The sequence below is a fragment of the Caballeronia sp. SEWSISQ10-4 2 genome (genome assembly GCF_030464885.1).
In the GTDB taxonomy this organism is placed as follows: domain Bacteria; phylum Pseudomonadota; class Gammaproteobacteria; order Burkholderiales; family Burkholderiaceae; genus Caballeronia.
This window is the reverse complement of record NZ_JALPRJ010000028.1, coordinates 58,232-80,730: the sequence shown is the minus strand read 5'-3', so window position 1 is coordinate 80,730 and position 22,499 is coordinate 58,232. Positions and strand designations below refer to the sequence as shown.

Here is a 22,499-nt window from a genome sequence, read left to right as displayed (position 1 = left end):
TTGCGATGAAGCACGATAACCATTCCGACATCCCGTTCAACCAGCCGCTCGGCGGCAACCAGATGCCTCGCTTCGCCGGTCCGGCGACGATGATGCGCCTGCCGACCGCGACCTCGGCCGAAGGGCTCGATGCGTGTTTCGTCGGCGTGCCGCTTGATACCGGCACGTCGAACCGGGCGGGCGCGCGCTTCGGGCCGCGCGCGATCCGGGCTGAATCGTGCCTGCTGCGCCCGTACAACATGGCGACCCGCGCGGCGCCGTACGACAGCATCCAGGTGGCCGACATCGGCGACGTCGCGATCAACACGTTCAACCTGCAGAAGAGCATGGACATCGTCACCGAAGCGTATGACGAGATCCTCGCACATGACTGCGTGCCGCTCACGATGGGCGGCGACCATACGATCGTGCTACCCATCCTGCGCGCGATGAAGAAGAAATACGGCGCGCTCGGCGTGGTTCATGTCGACGCGCATGCGGACGTGAACGACACCATGTTCGGCGAGAAGATCGCTCACGGCACGCCATTTCGGCGGGCGATAGAAGAAGGACTGATCGACGGCAACCGCGTCGCGCAGATCGGCCTGCGCGGCACCGGCTATACGGCGGAGGACTTCGACTGGTCGCGCTCGCACGGCATCCGTGTCGTGCAGGCTGAGGAGTGCTGGTACAAGTCGGTCGCGCCGGTCATGGACGAGGTGCGCGCGAAACTGGGCGACGGCCCGGTGTACCTGAGCTTCGACATCGACGGCCTGGACCCGAGTTTCGCGCCCGGCACCGGCACGCCGGAAATCGGCGGCCTGACGATCTGGCAAGCGCTTGAAATCATCCGCGGCTGCCGTGGACTGGATATTGTCGGGTGCGATCTCGTGGAGATTTCACCGCCGTACGACCCGTCCGGCAACACGGCGCTGGTCGGTGCAAACCTGCTCTATGAAATGTTGTGCGTGCTGCCGAAGGTGAAGTACCGGGCGTAGGCCGCCTCGCACCAGCGATCTGCCATGCGCCTCGGTCATGGCAGACATGACGATATATCGATTGTGATGCCTATTTTGCGATCCTAACATTTTTCATGCAGGGCGAATTCACACGAATTCAGACGAATTCAGCCATTCACCCGGCGCATAGGTCGGACATCTTATTTAACCACTCACGGAGTCGGCGATGACAAAATTCAGCACAGGACGGCGGCAAGCCTTCAAGACGATCGGCGCAGCGCTCGCGGCGTCCGCGCTACCGGCCCCGTTCGTCAATTTGAGAGCGCAGGAACACAACTTCTCGGGCAAGACGCTACGTCTGCTGACCTGGTCGGACGATACAGGGACAGCCGCGCTGCACAACATCGCCGCGACGTTCATGGCGAAGACCGGCGCGAAGGTGATCGCAGACCGCGCGGACGGCACCTCCGGCATGGTCGCCAAGGTCAAGGCCGCGGGCGACCGTCCCACCTATGACGTGATCACGCTCGCAGGCGTGGGCGCCTCGGGTCTCGGCGATGCGGGCCTGCTCGTCAAGCCCGACCTCGACAGGCTGCCGAATCTCAAGGACGTGCCAGCGCGGTATCGAACGGGCGCGGACGGCTTCGGTGTCGGCTACCTGCTGTGGTCCGACGGCCTGATCTACAACACGTCGACCGTGAAGACGCCGCCTGCGTCGTACGAAGCACTGTGGGACCCCAAATACGCAGGCCGCCTGTTCTTACCGCCGCCCGAGTTTGCCGAGGCGGTCGATCTGGCGATCATCGCCGCAAAAATGTCCGGCGGCTCGCAGCAGAACATCGACCCGGGCTTCAAGAAGCTCACGGAACTGAAGGACCGCGTGATGACGCTCGGCGAGAATCCGAACCAGGTCGCCGACCTGTTTCGCACGGGCTCGCTCGATATCGGCGGCATCTATTCGCCGGCGTTCTTTCCCGACCAGATCAGGAAACCCGAATACAAGATGGGCGTGACGTACGGCATGAAGGAAGGCTTTGCGACGCAACTGATGTTCACGGTGATTCCGAAATCGCACCCTGGCGATCTCGATCTGATCCACGCGTTCATCAACCATTCACTCGATGCCGGCGTGCAAGGCCGGATGGCCGCCGATGTGCTGAACGGCCCGGTGAATTCGAAGGCGATGATTCCCGCCGAGAGCCTCAGGTTCGTGCCGAGCCCGCAGCAGATCGCGGAGAAGTCCGTACTGCACGACGACAAGTCGCTTGCCGTGGTACAGGCTGCGTGGATCAAGCGCTACACCGAGATCTTCTCGGCATGACCACGATGGCCGAACTCTCCTCGCACCGCGCCGGACCGGGGGCGCCGGACCAGCCGGTTGCCCCTGCTTCGACCGCCGCGATGGCCCATGCACGGCCATGGCTGCTGCTCGCCCCGATCCTTGCGTTTCTCGCGGTGCTCGCGGCGGCGGCGCTCGTGGTCCTGCGCATGAGCTTCGGTGCGCAGGGCGACGAGTGGCACGGGTTCACGCTGCAGAACTACGCGAACCTCGCCGATTCGTATTTCCTGAAGGCGCTGTGGCTCACGCTGCGGCTCGCGTTTCAGAGCATGGTGTGCGCGGTGCTGCTGGCGATTCCGGTCGCGCTCGCGATGGCGCGCACCGAGTCGCGGCTCGCGCGGCGCTTGCTGCTGGCGGGCGTGCTGCTGCCGCTGCTCGTCAATCTGTTGCTGCAAGGCTATGGCTGGCTCGTGATCCTCGGCCCGGCAGGCTTGCTCAATCACGCATTGCTCGCAAGCGGCGTGATTCAGCGTCCGATGCAATGGCTTTATCGCGAGCATGGTGTGCTGCTTGGTTTGATCCAGACCGCGTTTCCGCTCGCCGTGCTGCCGCTGTCGAGTGCAATGCGCGCCGTGTCCCTTTCGTATGAAGAAGCCGCTGCAACACTCGGCGCAACGCGCTGGCAAACGCTGCGTCACGTCATGCTGCCGCTCGCGATGCCCGGGCTTGTTTCCGGCGCGCTGCTCGTGTTCGCCTACAACGCAAGCGCGTTCGCGGTGCCTCTCCTGCTCGGCGGCCGGCGCGTGCCGATGCTCGCCGTACTCGTGCACGACGAGGTCTCACCGCTGCTGAACTGGCCGGCTGCATCGGCCTCCGGCGTAGTGCTGATGGTCGCGACGCTCACCGTCATGGCGATCTCGCAGAGCCTCGTGCGCCGCACCCAACGTCTCAAGGAGCCGTCCGCATGAGCACCCCGGTCAATTCACTCCCTGCGCGTGCGAGGATCCTGCCCGCGACCATGCCGGGCCGGCTCGGCAGGCCCGCAGCGCTGCTCGCGGCCATTGTCCTGTTCCTTGCCGCGCTGCCGATCCTCACGATGATCCTGATGTCGTTCAGCGCGTCGGACACGCTGGAATTCCCGCCACCCGGCTACAGCCTGCAATGGTATCGCGCGGCATGGCACAGCTTTGTTTCACCGGATGCAAGCGACGTGCTTTCCATGGGTACCGCATTGACGACGAGCCTGATCGTCGCTGTGTCGACGATGATCATCGCCACGCTGGTCTCTGTGCCCGCTGCCTACGCGTTGAGCCGCTACCGCTTTCGAGGCAAGTCGGCCGTCGAGCAGCTCGTTGCACTGCCGCTCGTCTATCCGCTGGTGATGCTCGGGCTGTCGCTGCTGCTGGTTTTCAACGTGCTGCCCGTGGAACTCGGCGTGTTCCGGCTCATCATCGCGCACGTGATTCTCGCGCTGCCGTTCACGGTGAAGAACTGCGCGGCCTCGGCGGCGTCGATCGGCCCGGAGTTCGAAGAAGCCGCCTGCGTGATGGGTGCGAGCCCGCGCCGCGCCATGTTCGATGTGGTGTTGCCGCTGATGCGCCCCGGCATCCTGGCCGGCATGCTGTTCGCGTTCATCATCTCGTTCAACGAGTTCACGGTGACGTTCTTCCTGTACGGCATCAACACCATGACGCTGCCCGTGTGGCTCTACAGTCGCACGGTGTCGTCGCTCGATCCGACCGTGTTTTCGTTCGCCGTCTTTATCGTTGCCATCGACTTTGCACTGATCTGGCTGCTTGAAAAGCTGATCGGCGACGAGGGTGTCGCACTCTGAGCGCGCAAGAATCCAAGGAATTATCATGACTCATCTGACACTTCAGGCCGTGACCAAGCGCTTCAACACGGCGTACGCCGTCGACCACGTCGACCTGAGCGTCCCGGACGGCAAGCTGGTCTGCTTTCTCGGCCCGTCCGGCTGCGGCAAGACGACCCTGCTGCGCATGATCGCGGGGCTTGAGACGCCGAGCTCGGGCAGCGTGACTTTTGCAGGCCGCGACATCACCCATCTGCCGGCGAACCAGCGCGATTTCGGCATGGTGTTCCAGTCGCTCGCGCTGTTTCCGCACATGAGCGTCGCCGAAAACATCGCGTACCCGCTGCGGCTGCGAAAGACCGGCAAGGCCGCGCAAGGCCATCGCGTGGCCGAACTGCTCGACCTGATCCAGTTGCCGCACATGGCGAACCGGCCGGTCACGCAACTGTCCGGCGGACAGCGCCAACGGGTGGCGATTGCGCGGGCGATCGCATCGTCGCCGAAACTGCTGCTGCTCGACGAGCCGCTCTCCGCACTTGACGCCAAGCTGCGCGAAGCGATGCAGGTCGAAATCCGCCTGCTGCAGCAACGCCTGGGCATCACGACGATCATGGTCACGCACGACCAGCGCGAAGCAATGACGATGGCCGACGAGATCGTCGTGATGGAAAAAGGCCGCATTGCGCAGGTGGGCAGGCCGCTCGACATCTATCGGGACCCGGTGAGCGAGTTCGTCGCCGACTTCATCGGGCTCGGTAACATCCTGCCGGTCACGCATGACGGCCGCGGCGGCGTGAGTCTGCCGGGAGGCCAGCAGATCGTCGTGGTTAATCCCTCCTACGTGCCGGAATCCACCGGGGACATCCGCCTTCTGATCCGTCCAGAAGATGTCTGCGTGAAGCCAGCGTCAACCACTAGTGATCCTAACCATCTCGCGGGTACGGTCACATTTATCCGCGACGTCGGCGCGACGCTCGAAGCGACGATCGAGTGCGCCGGCTTCTCGCTGACCGCCGCCACGACGCCGCGCGAAACGCCCGGCCTCGCCCTCGGAATGCCGGTGCTGGCCGAATTGCCCGCGCATGCCTGCAAGCTGATCGCGGCGCGCCTCGTTCATTAATTCAACCGGCCTTATCTGACCATGAGCAACATTCCATGACCTACGTATTCGATTTCAGCGGCTTCGGCATATACGCTGGCATGCTGGCGCGGGGCGTCGCCGTCACCCTCTGGCTTACCGCGGTGTCGACGGTGCTCGGCGGGCTCGTCGGTGTCGCGGGCGCAAGCGTCAGCGTCGCCGGGCCGCGCTGGGCCCGGACACTGGTCGCCAGTTACGTCGAGCTGATCCGCAACACGCCGTTTATCGTGCAGTTGTTCTTTGTGTTCTTCGGGCTGCCGGGTATCGGGATCCATATCGACGAAATGCAAGCGGCAATCCTCGCAATGACGGTCAATCTCGGTGCCTATGCAACGGAAATCGTCCGCGCCGGCATCGACTCGATTCCGCGTGGCCAGGTGCAGGCAGCGCAGGCGCTGGGCTTGCAGGGACGCCAGGTGTTCCGTCACGTTGTGCTGCCGCAGGCGCTCGCTAATGTGTTTCCGGCGCTCCTTAGCCAAGTATTGATCGTGATGCTTGGGTCTGCCGTGGTATCGCAGATCTCGGTGCCGGACCTGACGTATGCGGCCAATTTCATCCAGTCGCGCAACTTCCGCTCGTTCGAAAGCTATCTGATCGTCACCGCGACCTATCTGTTTCTCTCGATCGTCTTGCGGCTGCTGCTGAACCGGCTGGGCCGGGGTCTTTTTGCGGGACGCTCGCCACGCACGCCTGCAGCAGGGCGCAACAAGCGGATAGGGTTCACCTGGCGTCGCGCCCCGACGCTCGCAACGGAGCGCTCACAATGACCGAATTCACGCTGTGGGATATCGCGCGCAATCTGCTGCTCGCCGCGCGCTGGACGGTTCTGCTTTCGCTGATCGCTTTCGTCTGCGGCGGTGCGGTCGGCCTCCTGCTGCTCGCAATGCGCGTCTCGCCGTTGCCATGGCTGCGCCGTGTGGTAGTGCTCTACGTCGAGCTGTTCCAGGGCACGCCTTTGGTGATGCAGTTGTTCGTTGCGTTCTTCGGCCTGCCGTTGTTGGGTGTGGAGGTGTCGCCATGGGTCGCCGCAACCGTCACGCTGACGCTCTACACCAGCGCGTATCTCGTCGATATCTGGCGTGGCTGCGTCGAAGCGGTGCCGCGCGGCCAGTGGGCGGCAGGCGCGAGTCTCGGCATGACGTTCGGCCAGCAATTGCGCTACATTGTCTGGCCGCAGGCGAAGAAGATCTCGGTCGCGCCAACCGTCGGTTTTCTGGTGCAAGTGGTCAAGAGCACTGCGTTGACGTCGATCATCGGATTCATTGAGCTGACGAAGACCGGTTCGATGATCACCAATACCGCGTTTCGCCCGTTTCCGATCTACGGAATGGTCGCCCTGCTCTACTTCGCGATGTGCTTCCCGCTGACGCTGTATGCACGCCGGTTGCAGCAGGCGCAACTCGCCCAGGCGCACCGGTGACAGAAGCATGCCGTCGCCTTGTTACTCAAATGGATTTCACGATGATCTCAATCAGCAATGTTTCGAAGTGGTACGGACCTTTCCAGGTGCTGACCGGCTGCACGACGGAAGTCAAAAAGGGCGAAGTGGTCGTGGTGTGTGGCCCGTCGGGTTCCGGTAAGTCAACCCTGATCAAAGCGGTGAACGGCCTCGAACCGTTCCAGGAAGGCGCAATCACGATCGACGGCCAGTCGGTCGGCGACCGAAAGACCAATCTGTCCAAGCTGCGCTCTAAAGTCGGCATGGTGTTCCAGCACTTCGAACTGTTCCCGCACCTGTCGATCACTGAAAACCTGACGCTTGCGCAGATCAAGGTGCTTGGCCGTTCAAAGGACGAAGCCGCGGCGAAGGCGCTGAAGCTGCTGGATCGCGTCGGGCTGCGTGCGCATGCGGACAAGTTTCCGGGTCAACTGTCGGGCGGTCAGCAGCAGCGGGTCGCGATTGCACGCGCGCTGTCGATGGACCCGATCGCGATGCTGTTTGACGAACCCACGTCCGCACTCGATCCTGAAATGATCAACGAAGTGCTCGATGTGATGGTCGAGCTCGCGCAGGAAGGCATGACCATGATGTGCGTCACTCACGAAATGGGCTTTGCACGAAAGGTCGCGCACCGCGTGATCTTCATGGACCACGGCCTCATCGTCGAAGACGACAAGAAGGAAGATTTTTTCGCGAACCCGAAGTCCGATCGCGCGAAAGATTTTCTCGCGAAGATCCTGCATTAATGTTGCGCGGCGTTCGGGACGCGTCGCCGTGCCCACGCCAAGGCAAACGGATCCGCTGCATCTGATTTCCGACGCCGCTGTCAGGCTTGCTCGGCCCGAGGCGCGCGGGCGGACTGCATCACAATCAGCACGTCGCCTTCTTCAATTGTGCGCGGCGCGTCCTCGTAGAAGGAAAACAGTCGGCCATCGCGGACCAGCCCGACTATGAGCATGCCCGTCACCGTATTCGTCACTTGACCAACTTCCTGCGGCGCAGCGGGTCGCTCCATCAGCGTGACGCGTCCACGCGCCGACAGCAGGTCGTTGACGAACGGAACAATGTAGCGGCTTTCGACCGCATCGGCCAGTAGCAGTCCGCCGATCTTGGTCGACGACACAATCACGTCCGCACCTGCCTGCCGCAATTGCCGTTGGAACACATGCTCCTTGATCCGCACGACAATCTTTGTTTCAGGCGCGATGCTGCGGACGCTTAGCGTAAGCAGTATTGCGGTCGGGTCATCGGCGACCGCGACTATGACGGCCTTCGCGGAACGAATCCCCGCCTGTTGCAAGATGGCTTCGCGCGACGGGTCGCCAAGCAAGCCGGCGACGCCCAGCGCTGTCGCCGATTCGAGTACCGATTGCTGCTGGTCGATCACAATGATCGAATCGGGATCCACGCCGCTTTCAAGCAGCTCGCGAACGGCGACCGAGCCGCTAAGTCCAAAGCCGCACACAATGACGTGGCCTTGCAACCGCTTTTGCAGGCGTTTCATGCGAAGCTCCTCAAGCACGCGTTGAATGACGAATTGATACGCCGTGCCCAGAAAGACAAACCAGATCGTGATGCGTATCGGCATGACAAGAAACGTGACGATAAGGCGTGCGCGGGCTGTAACGGGCACTATGTCGCCATAGCCCACGGTCGCGACAGTGACCATTGTGAAATACATCAGGTCGATCACGCCGAGTGTCGGCTTGGTTGCATCGCGCAGCCCTTCGCGATCGATATACACCACGGCAAAGGCAAGCGCGCATAGTCCGATCACGAGGTAAAAGCGAAGCAACAGGACGCGTTGCGGGGAAGCCGTGGGCCGCATGAACAACGTGCGTGCACGCGGCGCGTGCCACGGTGATCGCGTCCGACGCGGCAAATGGAATCGACTTGGTCTTCCACGCTTCAGGCCCACGCGCGTCTCCTGAAAAAGGACATACGATTCTACGATAAGCAGACTGGGGCCCGATAGATCCGGCACATCGGGCACGGCCGGAATCCAGTGGCGTTTAAGTAGCTACCCTTAGCCGATTACACCGATAAAAAGATGTTTACTTCCTCCTTTTAGAGACCTAGCTTGAAGCCATGGGATGCAAGCGTCTACTAGCCTTTTGGCTGCGGCCAACGCTCGATGCGGCCGTGGTTTCTGACGCTATCCCGGTCGTGCGCCCTTGACCGATCACGAACACAATCATCGGACTGCTATGACTTACGCCAGCGGAAAATGGAATCTGAGATTTGCGCTGTCTCGCGCATTGTTGACTGCAGGAGTCGTTCTCAGTTCGAGTCTTGCGCCTACAGCGGCACGGGCGAACGCGATGGTAGCCGCGGAAGAAATCTGCATGCCTAAAGGGACCTATCCAATGAGTGGCGGTGGCACAACCGTCTTCTCCCACGACCAGACTTGCTTTAGCCGCCCCGTAACAAACACCTTCCCGTGGGAGAAAAAAGTCCCACGCGCGAACAGGAGCGCCACGGACCCGTTCAATGGGGCACGAGTAGTGCGGTACGACCACCACGACGCGCTGTATCACTGTGCGAAGCGTCATATGCGGCTACCTGCAGTTGAAGAACTGACTGCGCTATTCGTCTACGCGAACCCTGGCGACAATGCTGCACCGGGAAGTCAATACGCGATCGTCGCGCCAAAAGATGATTCGCGTTATCCGGGTGGTCTCTATGGCTGGGGCGGCGGCAGCACATATTGGTCGCACACCTTCGCCGGCAAGGGCTCCCACAAGGTGGTCAACCTTAAGAACGGTCGAGTGAGCATTTACTACAATTCGCGTACCAGCTATGTGTCGTGTGTACATTGAAGAGGTTCGCCGCTTGGCGATCCTTTATCCGTAGATTGGCAGCAGCAGGAACAACTTGATGACGATGGCGTTCGCAATGTCGATAAAGAACGCTCCTACCATCGGTACCACTAGAAAAGCCAGATGCGAGGGGCCGAACCGCTCTGTGATAGCCTGCATGTTGGCGATCGCCGTCGGCGTTGCCCCTAGGCCAAAACCACAGTGCCCGGCGGCCAGCACCGCGGCGGCGTAGTTGCGCCCCATGACCCGGAAGGTGACGAAAATGGCGTAGATGGCCATGGCGATCGCCTGCACCACCAGGATGGCGAAAAGCGGCAGCGCAAGCGAGGCGAGATCCCCTAAGCGCAGGCTCATTAGCGCGATCGCGAGAAACAATCCGAGACTTACATTCCCCAGCAGAGACACTTCGTCCTCGAAGACCTGATACCAGCCACGCACAGCAAGGCCATTGCGCAGAACAACACCGACGAACAATACACAGACGAACGCGGGTAGCTCGAACGCTGTGCCGTCCAGCAAGGATGCAAGCACCGAGCCGACAGCCAGGCAAACCGCGATCAACGCCACCGTCTCGATGAAGGCATTCGCCGTGATCGGGCGAACAGCCTTGGGTTGCTCAAAACCGCTCATGCCTGCGACATCGGATTCCGGGTTGGGGACAAGGCTATAGCGTGTGATCAGAAAACGCGCAACCGGGCCACCGATCAGTCCTCCGAGGATCAAGCCGAACGTGGCGCAGGCAATCGCAATTTCCGTCGCCGATGCGAGCCCATGACGCTCCGCGAACACCTTCGCCCAGGCTGCACCGGTGCCATGGCCACCGGAGAGGGTCACAGACGCCCCGAGCAAGCCGAGCAAGCGCTCTTGTCCCAACGCCCAGGCAAGGCCAATACCGAGCACATTCTGCATCACGAGCAAGCCGACCACGGCGCCCAGAAACACGATCAAGGAACGCCCGCCGGATTTCAGGCTTCCAAGATCCGCGTTGAGACCGATGGTGGCGAAGAACGTGAGCATCAGCGGCGTTTGAAGTGTCGTGTCGAAACGCACGTCGATTTTCAAGACCGCGCGTAGCGCGAAAACCAGGACCGCTACCAGCAGCCCGCCGACGACCGGCTCGGGGATGCTGTAAGTTCGCAGTATCGGAGTCCTGGCGAGAATCTGCCGCCCAAGCAAGAGAACGAGGGAAGCGGCCATCAGCGTTTCGAGAGTGTCGAGGGTCACGATGCTCTTCTCCAGTCGAAAGACCGATTAGTTAGCCGTACGCGATGGAGTTGCCCTGGAATGACCTGGCGCGAACCTGAGCAACAGATAACCGGTAACACCCGACAGCGTTGAACCCGCGATCACGCCTAACCGGAGGGGTGTGAAATAGCCGGGGCCGTCGAAGGCAAGTGAGCCGATGAACAGGCTCATGGTGAAGCCGACGCCACACAGCGCGGCAACACCGATCAGTTGGAGCCAACCGGCGCCCTCGGGAAGCTTGGCCAGACCAAGTCGAATCAGCATGGCGCTCGCCCCGAAAACACCGACGAGCTTTCCGGCGAAAAGGCCCACGGCGATACCAAGCGGCAGTGGCTCTGCCAGCGTGGTCAGCGTAACGCCGGTGAACGAGACGCCGGCATTGGCGAAAGCGAAGACCGGCAACACACCGAATGCCACCCAGGGGTGGAGACTGTGTTCAAGCTGGTGTAGCGGCGCCGCGCCTTGTGCGTCCGTCGTCTTCAATGGCACGGCGAAAGCGATCGCAACGCCTGCGAGCGTTGCGTGAACGCCGGACTTCAGAACGAATACCCACAAGATGACGCCGACCATGACGTAAGGCGCAATGCGCGTGACTTTTTGCAGGTTCAAGGCGATCAGAACGGCTATGGCCACGGCCGCCAAAAAAAGCATTGCGATGGAAAGCTCGGCGGTATAAAACAGCGCAATGATGACGATTGCGCCCAAATCGTCGGCGATTGCCACGGCGGTCAGGAATATTTTGAGCGACACCGGGACCCGCTTGCCGAGCAGGGAAAGAACGCCGAGCGCAAATGCAATGTCGGTGGCCGTGGGAATCGCCCAGCCGTTCAAGGCCGCGCCATTTCCCCTGTTAAAAATGAAATAGATGAGTGCCGGTACTACCATTCCGCCTACCCCGGCAACGACGGGCAGCACTATTTGTGCAGGCGTGGACAGCTCACCTTCAATCACCTCGCGCTTGACCTCCAGTCCGACCAGGAGGAAGAAGATGGCCATCAAACCGTCGTTGATCCACAGTAAAAGCGGCTTCGCGAGCGCGAACGATCCAAAGCGCATCTCCACAGGGATTTTCAGCAGATCGTCGTACGCTTGACGAAGCGGGGAGTTGCTGCAAATCAGCGCGAGCGCGGCTGCAGCCACAAGCAGCAAACCACCCGCCGATTCCAGTTTAAGGAAGTCGGCGATGCCATCGGTCCCCTTGCGAATCACGTTGCCGATCACAATGCCCGATCCATTGTCTGCGCATCAACTCGTGAAGGCCTTAGCTGGCGCCGAGTGCTGTGTTCAGTCGGGCGCAGCGTTTCTTCTATAAATGATGATAGTGTACGCGCGGAATCATTGACACCCATTTTCAATGCGGCTCGAACACCGTCGGACACACAAGGTAAACGGTTTTTCGCAAGATTGAGGAATGGTAAATTGAATAACAGCCAGGTTGGTTGAACCAGGAGCGAAGGGAGATGGCATACGCGCAACGGTGGCGTGATCGTAAGGTGCAGATGCGCATCGGCAGCATGGCGGCGCTCCTGGTCCTACTCGCCCTTAATGTGTTCGTCGTACCCTTTACCGTCGCGCCGGACAGCCTCTTCGCGCACATAGTGAGAGACGTGCTTCTCTCGATGATCCTTCTGAGCGGGGTGGCGACGGTATCGGACCACCATCGGCTGTTCATGGCGATTGCGTTTGTCGCCGGCGTAGCGATTCTGGTCCGCGGGACAGGATGGTTCTATCCGCCGGGAACGACGCCCGGGCTGCTTGACGAAACGGCGCTCTTTTCGCTCGGCATTCTTGGCCTCGTCATGGGCATCAAGGTGTTCAGCGCCGGCACGGTGACGTTCGACCGGATCCTGGGCGCCATCGCGCTTTACGTATTGATCGGGGTCGTCTGGGCGGAGGCCTATCAACTCATCAGCATGCACGTACCGGGTGCTTACGCCGGAATTGTGCACGCCAGTGATTCACAGGATCGCTCATCCTGGATCTACTTCAGCTTCGTCACGCTTACCACCGTGGGCTATGGTGACATCACGCCGGTCGCCCACGCAGCGAGGTCGCTTGCGATTCTCGAGGCGCTGATCGGACAGCTCTATCCGGCGATCGTGCTTGCGCGACTGGTGTCATTGCATGTCGCGGGCGGCGGTTCCGGTACGAACCAGACTTGACGCCGCAAGCCCTGCAAGAGCGCTGCAGCGCATAGGGCCATCTGCGCTCCGCCATAGCCAAAAATCGTGCGGCGTATAGCCCGTAGTTCTTCGACCTGCGTTTCCAGGCCGATCACGAACATCATCAATACGATCAGCATCCCTTCCATACGTCCGGTCCTCGGGTCACGGTCGACGTGTCGAGCGGATTGCGCTGGCGATGGCAGCGCTGACCGCCGCCATCGCCCTGCTATGCGCCGCCACGAGTGCGTCGTTGCCCTGCGCCCCTGTCGGTTCGCTCACCACGGTACGCCCGCTCACCGGCGCGCCCTCCTTCGGCGGCTTCACCGTCCACAGTACCGAGACCGAAGCCGCCTCCGGCGCCGACTCGAAGCTCTGGACATCGACGGACACGGAGTAAGTCAGCTTGGGATCCACGCTTTGCGGATAACCGGACACGAGCGCGCCGGGAAATTGCGCCGCAAGGTCGGCCGCGATGACCCGCCGGATCTGGCTCTTCAGCGGCTCCGCCCAACGGGAGAACTCGTCGAGCGTGATCCGGTTGGGGTCGACCCGTAGCACGAACTGCGGGCGATCGTTGATCTCCGGCACCGTGACAGCGCCCATCACGATGGCCCACGTCGTGGCGGGTGCCAGTGTGCCGGTTCCGGTCTGCTCCTGCGCACGCTCGGCGCTCAGCGTATAGAAGCTCGCCTGAGGCGTGCTCGCGCATCCGTTGGCAAGTGCCGCCGCGAGCACCACGGCTGTCGTTATGAGGGTACGCATCACTTCTTGTCCTCCGTCTTGCCGCGAATCAGTGCTTCGGGATGCCGTTCAAGATAGTCGGCGAGCGCACGGAACGAGGCGGCCGTGCGCGACAATTCGCGCATTGTATCGACGGTGCTCTGCGCCAGCGCAGAGTCGGGTTGCATGGTGCGGTTGGCGGAGGCGAGCGCCTCCTGCGCAGCGGCCAGCGTGGCTCGGGCCTCAGGCGCCACCTGAGTGTTGAGCGTCTTGAGCAGACCGTCCGCGTCGGCCAGGGTCTGGTGCAAATCCTTGCCGATGGTGTCGAACGGAATCTTGTTCAGTTTCGCAACGAGGCTGGTGATCGAGTCCTGCAGCCCTTGCAGGTTGCCCGGGATCGTTGGCAATTCAGGTGGACTCTTGCTCCAGTCCACCGAGGCCTTCGGAGCCGCCGGGAAGAAATCCACCGCCACATAGAGGTTGCCCGTGAGGAGACTCGCGGTTTTCAACTGGCCACGCAATCCATGTTCGACAAGATAGTCGGTGAAGGCCTTGCGGTCCGCCGTGAGGCGCCCCCCCTTCTCGCCGGACTGAAAGCGCGATGTGAATCGCCCGGGGAAAATGCGCACCTCGACCGGAATGCTGAACTCCTTCGTGACCGGGTCAAAGTGCGTATAGATCGCCGCCACCTCGCCGACCACGATGCCGCGGAAGTCGATGGGCGCGCCGACCAGCAGCCCGCGCACCGACTCCTTGAAGTTCATCACATAGGTGTCGACGATGGTGTCATGCCGTTTCATGGCATCGGCGCGGTTACGGAAAAGCTCGAACTCAGTTTGTGCAGCAGCCTCGGTCTTGTCGACAGCATCGGGCGGACTCTGGAACGCAAGGCCGCCGATCAGGATCGACACCAGGGACTCGGTATCGATCTTCACGCCGTTCGTATCCACCGAAACGTCGAAACCGCTCGCGTGCCAGAAGCGGGTGTTGTTCGACACGTATTTGTCGTAGGGTGCGTTGATGAAGACATGCAAGGTCACGCCCGTGCCTTCATGATCAAGCCCGTAGGACGTCACCTGACCGACCTGCAGGCGCCGGAAAAACACGGGGTCGCCGACGTCGAGCGAGCCCATGTCCGCGCTCTTGAGCACGAACTCGCGCCCCGGCACACCGGCCGCGAATACGGGCGGCAACTCAAGCCCGACGAAATCGCGGCGGGGCTTGCTCTGGGTGCCGATGTCCATGCCGATGAACGAGCCCGACAACAGTGTGCTCAGGCCCGAGACGCTCCCCCCGGAAATGCGCGGGCGCACGACCCAGAAGCGGGTATCGTCGACCAGCGTGTTCGTCGCGTCGCGATTCAGTTCAGCGCTAGCTATGACCCGTTTCCGATCGGGCGACAAAGCAACTCCTTTGATCACGCCGATATCTACGTTCTTGAATTTTATTTTGGTCTTGCCCGCCTCCAGGCCTTCACCGGTCTGGAAGCTGATGGTAATGGTCGGACCTTTTTCCAGGACCGTCTTTACCGCGAGCCAGCCGCCGATCAACACTGCGACGAGCGGCACCAGCCAGACGAGTTGAACGCGCCAGCGAGAGCGAGGAGTGGCAACCGCTTCGGGGAAATCGGGCGGCCTATTCATGATCTGCCTCCACTGCGTCCCAGATGAGGCGGGGATCGAATGACATCGCGGCGAACATCGTCAGCACGACTACCGCGCCGAACGCGATCGCACCGGGCCCGGCCTTGATCGTCGCGAGCGCGTTGAATTGCACAAGGGCGACCAGTATGGTGATGACGTAGATATCGAGCATCGACCAGCGTCCAACCAATTCCACCAGCCGATAGATGCGCGTGCGCCTCTCGGGCAGCCAGCGCCAGCGCAGTTGCGCCGTCAGGACAAGAAAGACGAGCGCGATGATCTTGAGCATGGGCACAGCAATGCTCGCGATAAAAACAATGATCGCGAGCGGCCACGAGCCCGACGTCCAGAGATAGACCACGCCGCTCATGATCGTGTCCGTTTGCGCGCCGAACAGCGAGCTTGTGTCCATCACGGGCAGCAGGTTGGCGGGGACGTACAGGATCACTGCGGCAATGACGAACGCCCAGGTGCGTGCAATGCTCTCAGGCTTGCGAAAGTGCAGACCTGCGCCGCAGCGCGGACAGCGACCTTCGTGGGCATGCGATGCCGGCTTCGATAGCAGGCCGCAGTCATGGCAGACGAACAGCCCCGAGCGCGCGGCCGTCGGAGCCGAAGCGCTGATTTGCCCGGCTGGCGCAGAAGCCGAAGCCGCGCTCCGCGCGGTATCGATGCGCGTCCAGATATCGTGAGGATCGAACGTCGAGGCGGCAGCGGCAAGCAGCAGCATCACCGCGCCGAACGCCCACATGGCAATGCCAGGGACAACGCTTGCAATAGCCGCAAGCTTGACGAGCGCGACCAGCATCCCGAGGATCAGCACTTCGATCATGCCCCACGGCGTTACGTGGCGCAGCACGCGCAACACGATATCGGGCCGGCGGGGAACATGCCCCGTGCGCAGCGGCAAAAGCACATACGTCACCGCAGCCATGTCCAGCAGCGGCATCAGCAGGGTCGTGGCAAACACGAGACCCGCGATCGGCCACACGCCGTCGTCATAGAGCACGTGAACCGCACCGAACAGCGTGGTTTCGACGAGAGTGCCGTTCACCGAGAGCCCGACGATCGGGAAGGTGTTCGCCACCACGAACAGGACCATCGCCGCGAGCGTCAGGGCAAGCGCGCCGTCGACATTGGCGGGCGGGCGTTTATACAGCGCCGCGCCGCAGCGCCGGCAGCGCGCGGTTCCACCGCTCGCCAGCGCCGTCTCGCGCTGCAGCAGGTCGCATTCGTGACAGGCAATCAGGCGAGCAGCATTCATGGCGCGGGCCCCTTGGTTTGCGTCGCGGCCGCTGCCGGGTTCGCCATGGCCGTGGTCCCGTCGTAGGTCGTCGAGGTCATATGCTCGGCGTCGGCGACCCAGCCGCCGCCCATCGCCTTGTAGAGGCTCACAGCCGAGGTGAACACCACCCCTTGCGTCTGCGCGTAGCTCAGTTGGGCGTTGAAGAGACTGCGTTCGGCATCGAGTACTTCGATGTAGCTCGTGTAGCCCCCCTCATACCGCAGTCGGGCAAGGCGTGCATAGTTGCGTAGCGCATCGACCTGACTGCCCTGCACCACGAGCTGCTCTCGCGTTTTCTGCAGCGACACGAGCGCGTCGGCGACTTCCTGGAAGGCGACCTGAATTGCCTTCTGATATTGAAACAGCGCTTGTTGCTGCTGCGCTTCAGCCTGCTTCACCTGACCGCCGATGCTGCCCGCGGTGAAGATCGGCAGCGTCACTGCTCCGGCATAGGACCATACGCGCGTCGGCCCGGTGAAAAGCGAAGAGAACTGTCCGCTCGCGGAGCCGAACAGACCGGTGAGCGAGATCGACGGAAAATAGAGCGCACGCGCCGCGCCGATCAACGCGTTCGCGGCAATCAGGTCTTGCTCGGCCTGACGCAGGTCGGGACGGCGTTCAAGCAATTCGGACGGCAGCCCTGCGGGCACGGCAGGCAGCGCCAGGTCGTCCAGTTCACGGTCGCGCGCAATGACCCCGGGGTTGTGCCCAAGCAAGATGGACAACGCGTCCTCCTGCTGCGCGATCTGCAACTCGATCTGCGGAATGGTTGCGAGCGAGGCCTGGTATTCCGACTGGCTCTGCGCCAGCTCCATCTGGGAAACTTCTCCACCCGAGAAGCGTAACTGGAACACATGGACGGAAGCCGCACGGCTCGCGACCGTTGACTTCGCAATATCGAGTTGCCGGTCGAGCGACAGCAGGTTCACATACGACGACGCCACCGATGCCACCAGCGTCAGGATCGTCGCGCGCCGGCCTTCCTCGCTCGCGAGCAGGTTCGCCCGCGCGGCCTCCGTCTGACGGCGCAGCTTGCCGAAAAAATCGATTTCCCAGGACGCGGAGAGCGTCGCCTGGAACTGGTTGAACACCGGGCCAACACCCGGCGGCAACTGCGTCGAGCCGAGCGGCACGCGCTGGCGTTGCGCGTCGAACCCTGCCGCCACCTGCGGGAACAATTGCGAGCGCGTGGTCACGAACTGCCCGAGAAACTGTTCGACGCGGGCCGCCGCGATCTTCACATCCTTGTTATCGGCCAGCGCCGTGGCGATCAACGCGTTCAACGCCGGATCCTGAAACTGCTCCCACCACGCTGTATTGACGAGCGCTTTCGCGTCCGACTCGGCAAAGCGGAATGCGGGCGGTGCATCGACGGCCGGCCGCTCATAGTTCGGTCCGAGCAGGCAGCCGCTAAGCGCAAGCAAGGCAACTAGCGAGAGATAAGAGGTGCGCATGTCAGTCGCCCTCGCGTCTGGCAGACGGCGTTGCCGTCGGGGCGCCAGCACCCGGATCCGGCGGGCTCGCCGTAGGATCCGGGGTCTTCTTGCCGCCGCCCCTCCTCTCCGACATGGATTCGAGCACGTAGAAAAACATCGGGATGAAGAACACCGCGATCACCGTGGCGCCAAGCATGCCGCCGATCACGCCGGTGCCAATCGAATGCCGGCTGTTCGCCGACGCGCCAGTGGCAATAGCCAGCGGCACGCAACCCAGGATGAAGGCCAGGGACGTCATCACGATCGGGCGCAGCCGTTCTGTTGCCGCCGTCACCGCGGCGTCGTAGACCGACTCGCCCGACTCGCGGTTCAGCACCGCGAACTCGAAGATCAGGATCGCGTTCTTTGCGGCCAGTGCAACCAGCATCGTCAGGCCGATCTGGAAGTAGACGTCGTTCTCGAGACCGCGCAGCAAGATGGCGAGCAACGCACCAAAAAGTGCGAACGGCACAGCCATCAGTACGCCCACCGGCAAGCTCCACTTCTCGTATTGCGCGGCGAGAATCAGGAACACCATGATCAGGCCGAACACGAACACGAGACTGGAGGTGCCGCCAGCCTGTCTTGCTTCGTACGCTTCGCCGCTCCACCCGACGTCGTAACCCGGCGGCATCACCTCACGGGCGACCTCGTCAAGCGTGGAGAGAACCTGTCCCGAGCTGTAGCCTGGCGCGGCGTTGGCCGTAACCTTGACAGCAGGAAAATTGTTGAAGCGCGTCACCAGATCCGGACCGGTCACGTATTTCGTGGTTACCACGGCTTTGAGCGGGACCATGCTGCCGGTCTTGCTACGCACATAAATCTGGTCGAGGTCCTGAGGCTTGAGCCGGTACGACGGCTCCGCTTGCAGGATGACCTGCCACAGCCGGCTGGACCGGTTGAACTGCGACACGTACAGCGAGCCGAACATGGTCTGCATCGCGCTGTACACTTCCTCGATCGGAACCCCCAGCGTTTCCGCCTTGTCCCGGTCAACATTTGCCAGCAGTTGCTGGGACGACGCATTGAACGTCGAGGTGACCCGAGCCAGTTCGGGCCGCTGTTTCGCCTTTGCCAGGAAGTCGCTCACCACGCCCGCGAGTTGAGGGATGGTGGCGTCCCCTTTGCTCTGAATCCACATCTCCGTGCCGCCTGTCGTTCCGAGTCCCGGAATCGACGGGGGGTTGACCGGCAGGATGACCCCCTCCTTCACCTTCGAGAGATTTTCGTATGCACCGATCAGGACGGCGCGTGCGTTCTGCGTCTTGATGTTGGCAAACTTGTAGCGCTCGTCGAAGCTCTTGAAGCCGATAAAAAATGTCGACGCGTTGTTCTTGTTCTGGCTGTCGAGCAGGCTGAACCCATCGACTATCGTGACGCTACTCACCGCCGGCTGCTTCATGAAGTAGTCAGTGACGCGCTGCGACACGGCCCCCGTGCGATCAAGACTTGCGGCGTCCGGCATGATGACCGCGCCGAGCAGGTAGCCCTGGTCCTCCGGCGGGAGAAATGAAGTCGGGATCGACCTCATCATGACGACCGCGAGCGCGATCATCCCGGCAAACAGCAACAGGGCCACCACGAAACGCTTGATAACCAGCCTGACCGTGCGCGTATAGCCGGAGGTCATCCGTCCGAACGCGTTGTCGAACCATCTGAAAAAGCCCTTCTTTTCATGGTGCCCGGGTTTCAGCAGCAAGGCTGCCAGCGCCGGCGACAGCGTAAGCGCCACCAGTCCCGAGAACACCACGGAGATCGCGATCGTGATGGCGAACTGCTTATACAGTTGTCCCGTGATGCCGCCAAGGAACGCCACCGGCACGAACACCGCGCACAACACGAGCACGATCGCCACGACCGGGCCGGAGACCTCGTCCATCGCTCGTTTGGCGGCGTCCTTCGGACTCAGCTTGTGGACGGTCATGTTCCGTTCGACGTTTTCGACCACGACGATTGCGTCATCCACCACGATGCCGATGGCCAGCACCATGCCGAACAGCGTGAGCATGTTGATCGAAAAGCCCAGGGCGAGCATGCCCATGAAGGTTCCGAGAATCGACACCGGCACCGCGATCACTGGAATCAATGTGGCACGGAAGCTCTGCAGGAATACGTAGACCACGATCACGACCAGCACGAGCGCTTCGAAGAAGGTGTGAATGACATCCGTGATCGACGCACGCGTGAAGTCAGTCGTGTCCATCGCGATCTCGTAATCCATGCCCTCGGGAAAGGACTTTTTCATCTCCTGCAGTGTTGCGTGCACCTGCTTGGACACGTCGAGCGCATTCGCGCCTGGTTGCTGGTACACAGCGATGATCGTCGCCGGCTTGCCCTGAAACTTGCTGCGGATCGAGTAGTCCTTCTGACCGAGCTGCGCCCGGCCGATGTCCCTGAGACGCACGATCGCCGCGTTCCCGCTCGCCGCGCGAATGATGATGTTATCGAACTCGGCCGGATCGCTCAGTCGGCCGGTGGTCGTCACCGCAAATGACTGCTCGACCGGCGTGCCGGTCGGCGACTGGCCGATGCTGCCAACCGCGAACTGCTGGTTCTGGTTGGATACGGCCCTCTGCACGTCGGAGGCCGTGACGCCGAGTTGCGCCATGCGGTCGGGTTTGAGCCAGATGCGCATCGCGTAGTCCGGCGTGCCGAAGATGGCCGACTGATTGGCGCCGGGAATGCGCTTGAGCGCATCGAGCACGTAGATGTTCGCGTAGTTGGCGATGTAGGTCGGGTCGTAGCGGTCCGTAGGCGAATAGATGGCGATGACGATCATGAACGCCGACGACTTTTTCTGCACCTGGATGCCCTGCGCCTGCACCGACTGCGGCAATTGCGGTAACGCCAGGTTCACGCGGTTCTGTACATCGACCTGCGCAAGCTCGGGGTTGGTGCCGATCTGGAAATAAACGTTGAGCGTAAAGTTCCCCGTCGATGAACTCGACGAGTTCATGTAGATCATGTTGTCCGCACCGTTGACTTGTTGTTCGATCGGGGCCGCGACATTGTTTGCGACGACGTCCCCGGTCGCACCGGGGTAAGTGGCGGAAATCGTGATCTGGGGCGGGGTGATATCCGGATACTGCGAAATTGGCAGACCGAGCATCGCCAACGTACCACCGAGCGTGATGACAATCGAGATGACCGCTGCGAAAATCGGCCGGTCGATGCAGAAGCGGGAAATGTTCATTTCGGCCGCCGGTCAGTTCGTCGCAGTGTGGTCGGGCTGACGCTGTGCCAGAGCCGGCGCTTCGCGCGGCTGCTCATCGGCGGCACTGGGCGTTGCAGGCGGCGCCTGGGTAATCTTCAAGGGCGTGTCCGCAATCACGCGAATCGCGCCATCGACCACTATTCGCTCGCCCGGCTTCAGGCCATCGGTGATGAACCAGTCGTCGCCGTGCCACGTGCCGACTTCGACCACGCGTTGATGGCCTTTAGAGTCCTTGTCGACAACCCAGACGAAATGGCTCTTCGATCCCTGCAACACCGCACGCTGCGGCACGAGGATCGCGTTCGGACGCACTGCCCCCGACACCCGCGCACGCACGAACTGTCCAGGGCGCAAGCTGCCTTGAGGGTTCGCGAACGAAGCCCGCACGAGAAAGGTGCCCGTTTCCGTACTGAACGCGGGATTGGCGAAATTGATGCGGCCGCGAGACGGGAACACCGTGCCGTCCGCAAGCACGACGGTGACCTCGAAATCGTCATTCGGCGGAAACCGCAATTGTTTCTTCTCGATCTGGTCGCGGTATGCCAACAACTCATTCTCCGAAATGCTGAAGTTCACCCACATCGGGTCGAGTTGGTACACGTTGGTTAGCAGACCGGTTGCGGCGGCTGTCACGTAGCTGCCATCCTGCTGTCTGGCGAAGCTCGACAAACCCGTGAGTGGGGACTTGATCGTCGTGTAACTTAGGTTGAGTTCGGCGGTCTGGACCTGGCCTTTGGCCGCGATCACGGCGGCCTCCGCCTCCTTTTCATTGCCTATGGCGTCGTCACGCTCCTTCTGGCTCAGTGCGTTCTGCGCGACGAGTGGAACCACCCGGGCAAGGTTGGCTTTCGCCACAGTCAGGCGGGCCTGCTGCTGCGCAAGCTGGCCCCGGGCGGACTGCAAAACCGCCTGGAAGGGCTTGGGGTCCATCAGAAAGAGCGTCTGCCCGGTATGCACCAGCTGACCCTCGGTATAGACCCGCTTGTCCAGGAAACCGTCGACGCGTGCGCGTATCTGGACCTCGCGCGAGCTTTCTGTCTGGGCGGTAAATTCAAAGTCGACCGGCGTATCACGCTCCGCGACCGTCATGACCGTGACATCGATCGCCTGACGCGGAATCTCGGCCGCCGGCTTGTGGCAGGCGGCGAGCACGACCAGCGCCGCACTGGCAAACAGGCGGCGCGACCAGACGCTGGTGCATGCGCACCGGCTATCACCCTTCTTGATGCGTGAAGCTGACATCGAAGCTGACATCACCATGTGAGTCTCCCCGTGGGAACTCGGACTCGTGGAACACACCATGAGCAAGACCGGGCGCGCAGCC

General features: G+C 61.9%; 19 protein-coding genes. 10 read left to right on the top strand and 9 right to left on the bottom strand.

Going from position 1 to position 22,499, the window contains the following annotated elements; all coding sequences use genetic code 11:
- Positions 1-5: 5 nt before the first annotated feature.
- The 8 genes from speB (at position 6) to M0D69_RS20070 (ending at position 7,355) form a co-directional block, all read left to right on the top strand.
- Positions 6-977, top strand: a complete 972-nt coding sequence (gene speB, locus M0D69_RS20105; RefSeq protein ID WP_301783694.1) for an agmatinase — start codon at positions 6-8, stop codon at positions 975-977.
- Positions 978-1,164: 187 nt separating this feature from the next.
- Positions 1,165-2,259, top strand: a complete 1,095-nt coding sequence (locus M0D69_RS20100; RefSeq protein ID WP_301783693.1) for a PotD/PotF family extracellular solute-binding protein — start codon at positions 1,165-1,167, stop codon at positions 2,257-2,259.
- A gap of 80 nt (positions 2,260-2,339) precedes the next feature.
- Positions 2,340-3,185, top strand: a complete 846-nt coding sequence (locus M0D69_RS20095; protein ID WP_301783724.1) for an ABC transporter permease — start codon at positions 2,340-2,342, stop codon at positions 3,183-3,185.
- Positions 3,182-4,051 carry an ABC transporter permease gene (locus tag M0D69_RS20090; RefSeq protein WP_301783692.1) on the top strand — a complete coding sequence of 290 codons (870 nt, stop codon included), beginning with the start codon at positions 3,182-3,184 and terminating at the stop codon, positions 4,049-4,051. Before M0D69_RS20095 ends, M0D69_RS20090 begins: the two co-directional genes overlap by 4 nt.
- Positions 4,052-4,076: 25 nt before the next feature.
- Positions 4,077-5,150 carry an ABC transporter ATP-binding protein gene (locus tag M0D69_RS20085; protein WP_301783691.1) on the top strand — a complete coding sequence of 358 codons (1,074 nt, stop codon included), beginning with the start codon at positions 4,077-4,079 and terminating at the stop codon, positions 5,148-5,150.
- Positions 5,151-5,185: 35 nt separating this feature from the next.
- A complete protein-coding gene (locus M0D69_RS20080) occupies positions 5,186-5,935 on the top strand; it encodes an amino acid ABC transporter permease (protein WP_301783690.1) in 750 nt (249 codons plus the stop codon).
- Complete coding sequence (locus tag M0D69_RS20075) at positions 5,932-6,588, top strand: amino acid ABC transporter permease (protein ID WP_301783689.1); 657 nt, start codon at positions 5,932-5,934, stop codon at positions 6,586-6,588. The genes M0D69_RS20080 and M0D69_RS20075 overlap by 4 nt, the downstream gene beginning before the upstream one ends.
- 41 nt (positions 6,589-6,629) lie before the next feature.
- Positions 6,630-7,355 carry an amino acid ABC transporter ATP-binding protein gene (locus M0D69_RS20070; RefSeq protein WP_301783688.1) on the top strand — a complete coding sequence of 242 codons (726 nt, stop codon included), beginning with the start codon at positions 6,630-6,632 and terminating at the stop codon, positions 7,353-7,355.
- Between the two features lie 80 nt (positions 7,356-7,435).
- Here M0D69_RS20070 and M0D69_RS20065 read toward each other — a convergent pair whose 3' ends face one another.
- Positions 7,436-8,527 (bottom strand): TrkA family potassium uptake protein, encoded by a 1,092-nt coding sequence (locus M0D69_RS20065; protein ID WP_301783687.1) that lies wholly within the window; start codon positions 8,525-8,527, stop codon positions 7,436-7,438.
- A 634-nt stretch (positions 8,528-9,161) separates the two neighbouring features.
- Here M0D69_RS20065 and M0D69_RS20060 point away from each other — a divergent pair.
- Positions 9,162-9,428, top strand: coding sequence for a hypothetical protein (locus tag M0D69_RS20060; RefSeq protein WP_301783686.1), 267 nt, complete (start codon positions 9,162-9,164; stop codon positions 9,426-9,428).
- A gap of 24 nt (positions 9,429-9,452) precedes the next feature.
- Here the strand turns inward: M0D69_RS20060 and gltS are convergent, their stop codons facing one another.
- Both gltS and nhaA read right to left on the bottom strand, forming a co-directional pair.
- Complete coding sequence (gene gltS / locus M0D69_RS20055) at positions 9,453-10,655, bottom strand: sodium/glutamate symporter (protein ID WP_301783723.1); 1,203 nt, start codon at positions 10,653-10,655, stop codon at positions 9,453-9,455.
- A gap of 24 nt (positions 10,656-10,679) precedes the next feature.
- Positions 10,680-11,897 carry a Na+/H+ antiporter NhaA gene (nhaA, locus tag M0D69_RS20050; protein WP_301783722.1) on the bottom strand — a complete coding sequence of 406 codons (1,218 nt, stop codon included), beginning with the start codon at positions 11,895-11,897 and terminating at the stop codon, positions 10,680-10,682.
- 236 nt (positions 11,898-12,133) lie between these two features.
- Between nhaA and M0D69_RS20045 the strand changes: the two genes are divergently transcribed.
- The gene (locus M0D69_RS20045; protein ID WP_301783685.1) at positions 12,134-12,835 is read left to right on the top strand and encodes a potassium channel family protein; all 702 of its coding nucleotides are present in this window, start codon (positions 12,134-12,136) and stop codon (positions 12,833-12,835) included.
- Positions 12,836-13,000: 165 nt separating this feature from the next.
- On the opposite strand, the gene M0D69_RS20040 is transcribed toward M0D69_RS20045, so the two are convergent.
- Genes M0D69_RS20040 through M0D69_RS20015 form a run of 6 tightly spaced genes read right to left on the bottom strand, consistent with a single transcriptional unit; the run spans position 13,001 to position 22,429 of the window.
- Positions 13,001-13,600, bottom strand: coding sequence for a membrane integrity-associated transporter subunit PqiC (locus M0D69_RS20040; RefSeq protein ID WP_301783684.1), 600 nt, complete (start codon positions 13,598-13,600; stop codon positions 13,001-13,003).
- Positions 13,600-15,201: an intermembrane transport protein PqiB gene (locus M0D69_RS20035; protein ID WP_301783683.1), complete on the bottom strand. Its 1,602-nt coding sequence runs from the start codon at positions 15,199-15,201 to the stop codon at positions 13,600-13,602. The genes M0D69_RS20040 and M0D69_RS20035 overlap by 1 nt, the downstream gene beginning before the upstream one ends.
- Entirely contained in the window at positions 15,194-16,465 is a 1,272-nt protein-coding gene (locus M0D69_RS20030) for a paraquat-inducible protein A (protein WP_301783682.1), read from the bottom strand. Before M0D69_RS20030 ends, M0D69_RS20035 begins: the two co-directional genes overlap by 8 nt.
- Positions 16,462-17,940, bottom strand: a complete 1,479-nt coding sequence (locus M0D69_RS20025; protein ID WP_301783681.1) for an efflux transporter outer membrane subunit — start codon at positions 17,938-17,940, stop codon at positions 16,462-16,464. The genes M0D69_RS20030 and M0D69_RS20025 overlap by 4 nt, the downstream gene beginning before the upstream one ends.
- 1 nt (position 17,941) lies before the next feature.
- The gene (locus M0D69_RS20020) at positions 17,942-21,154 is read right to left on the bottom strand and encodes an efflux RND transporter permease subunit (protein ID WP_301783680.1); all 3,213 of its coding nucleotides are present in this window, start codon (positions 21,152-21,154) and stop codon (positions 17,942-17,944) included.
- Between the two features lie 12 nt (positions 21,155-21,166).
- Positions 21,167-22,429, bottom strand: coding sequence for an efflux RND transporter periplasmic adaptor subunit (locus M0D69_RS20015; protein ID WP_301783721.1), 1,263 nt, complete (start codon positions 22,427-22,429; stop codon positions 21,167-21,169).
- Positions 22,430-22,499 lie beyond the last annotated feature (70 nt).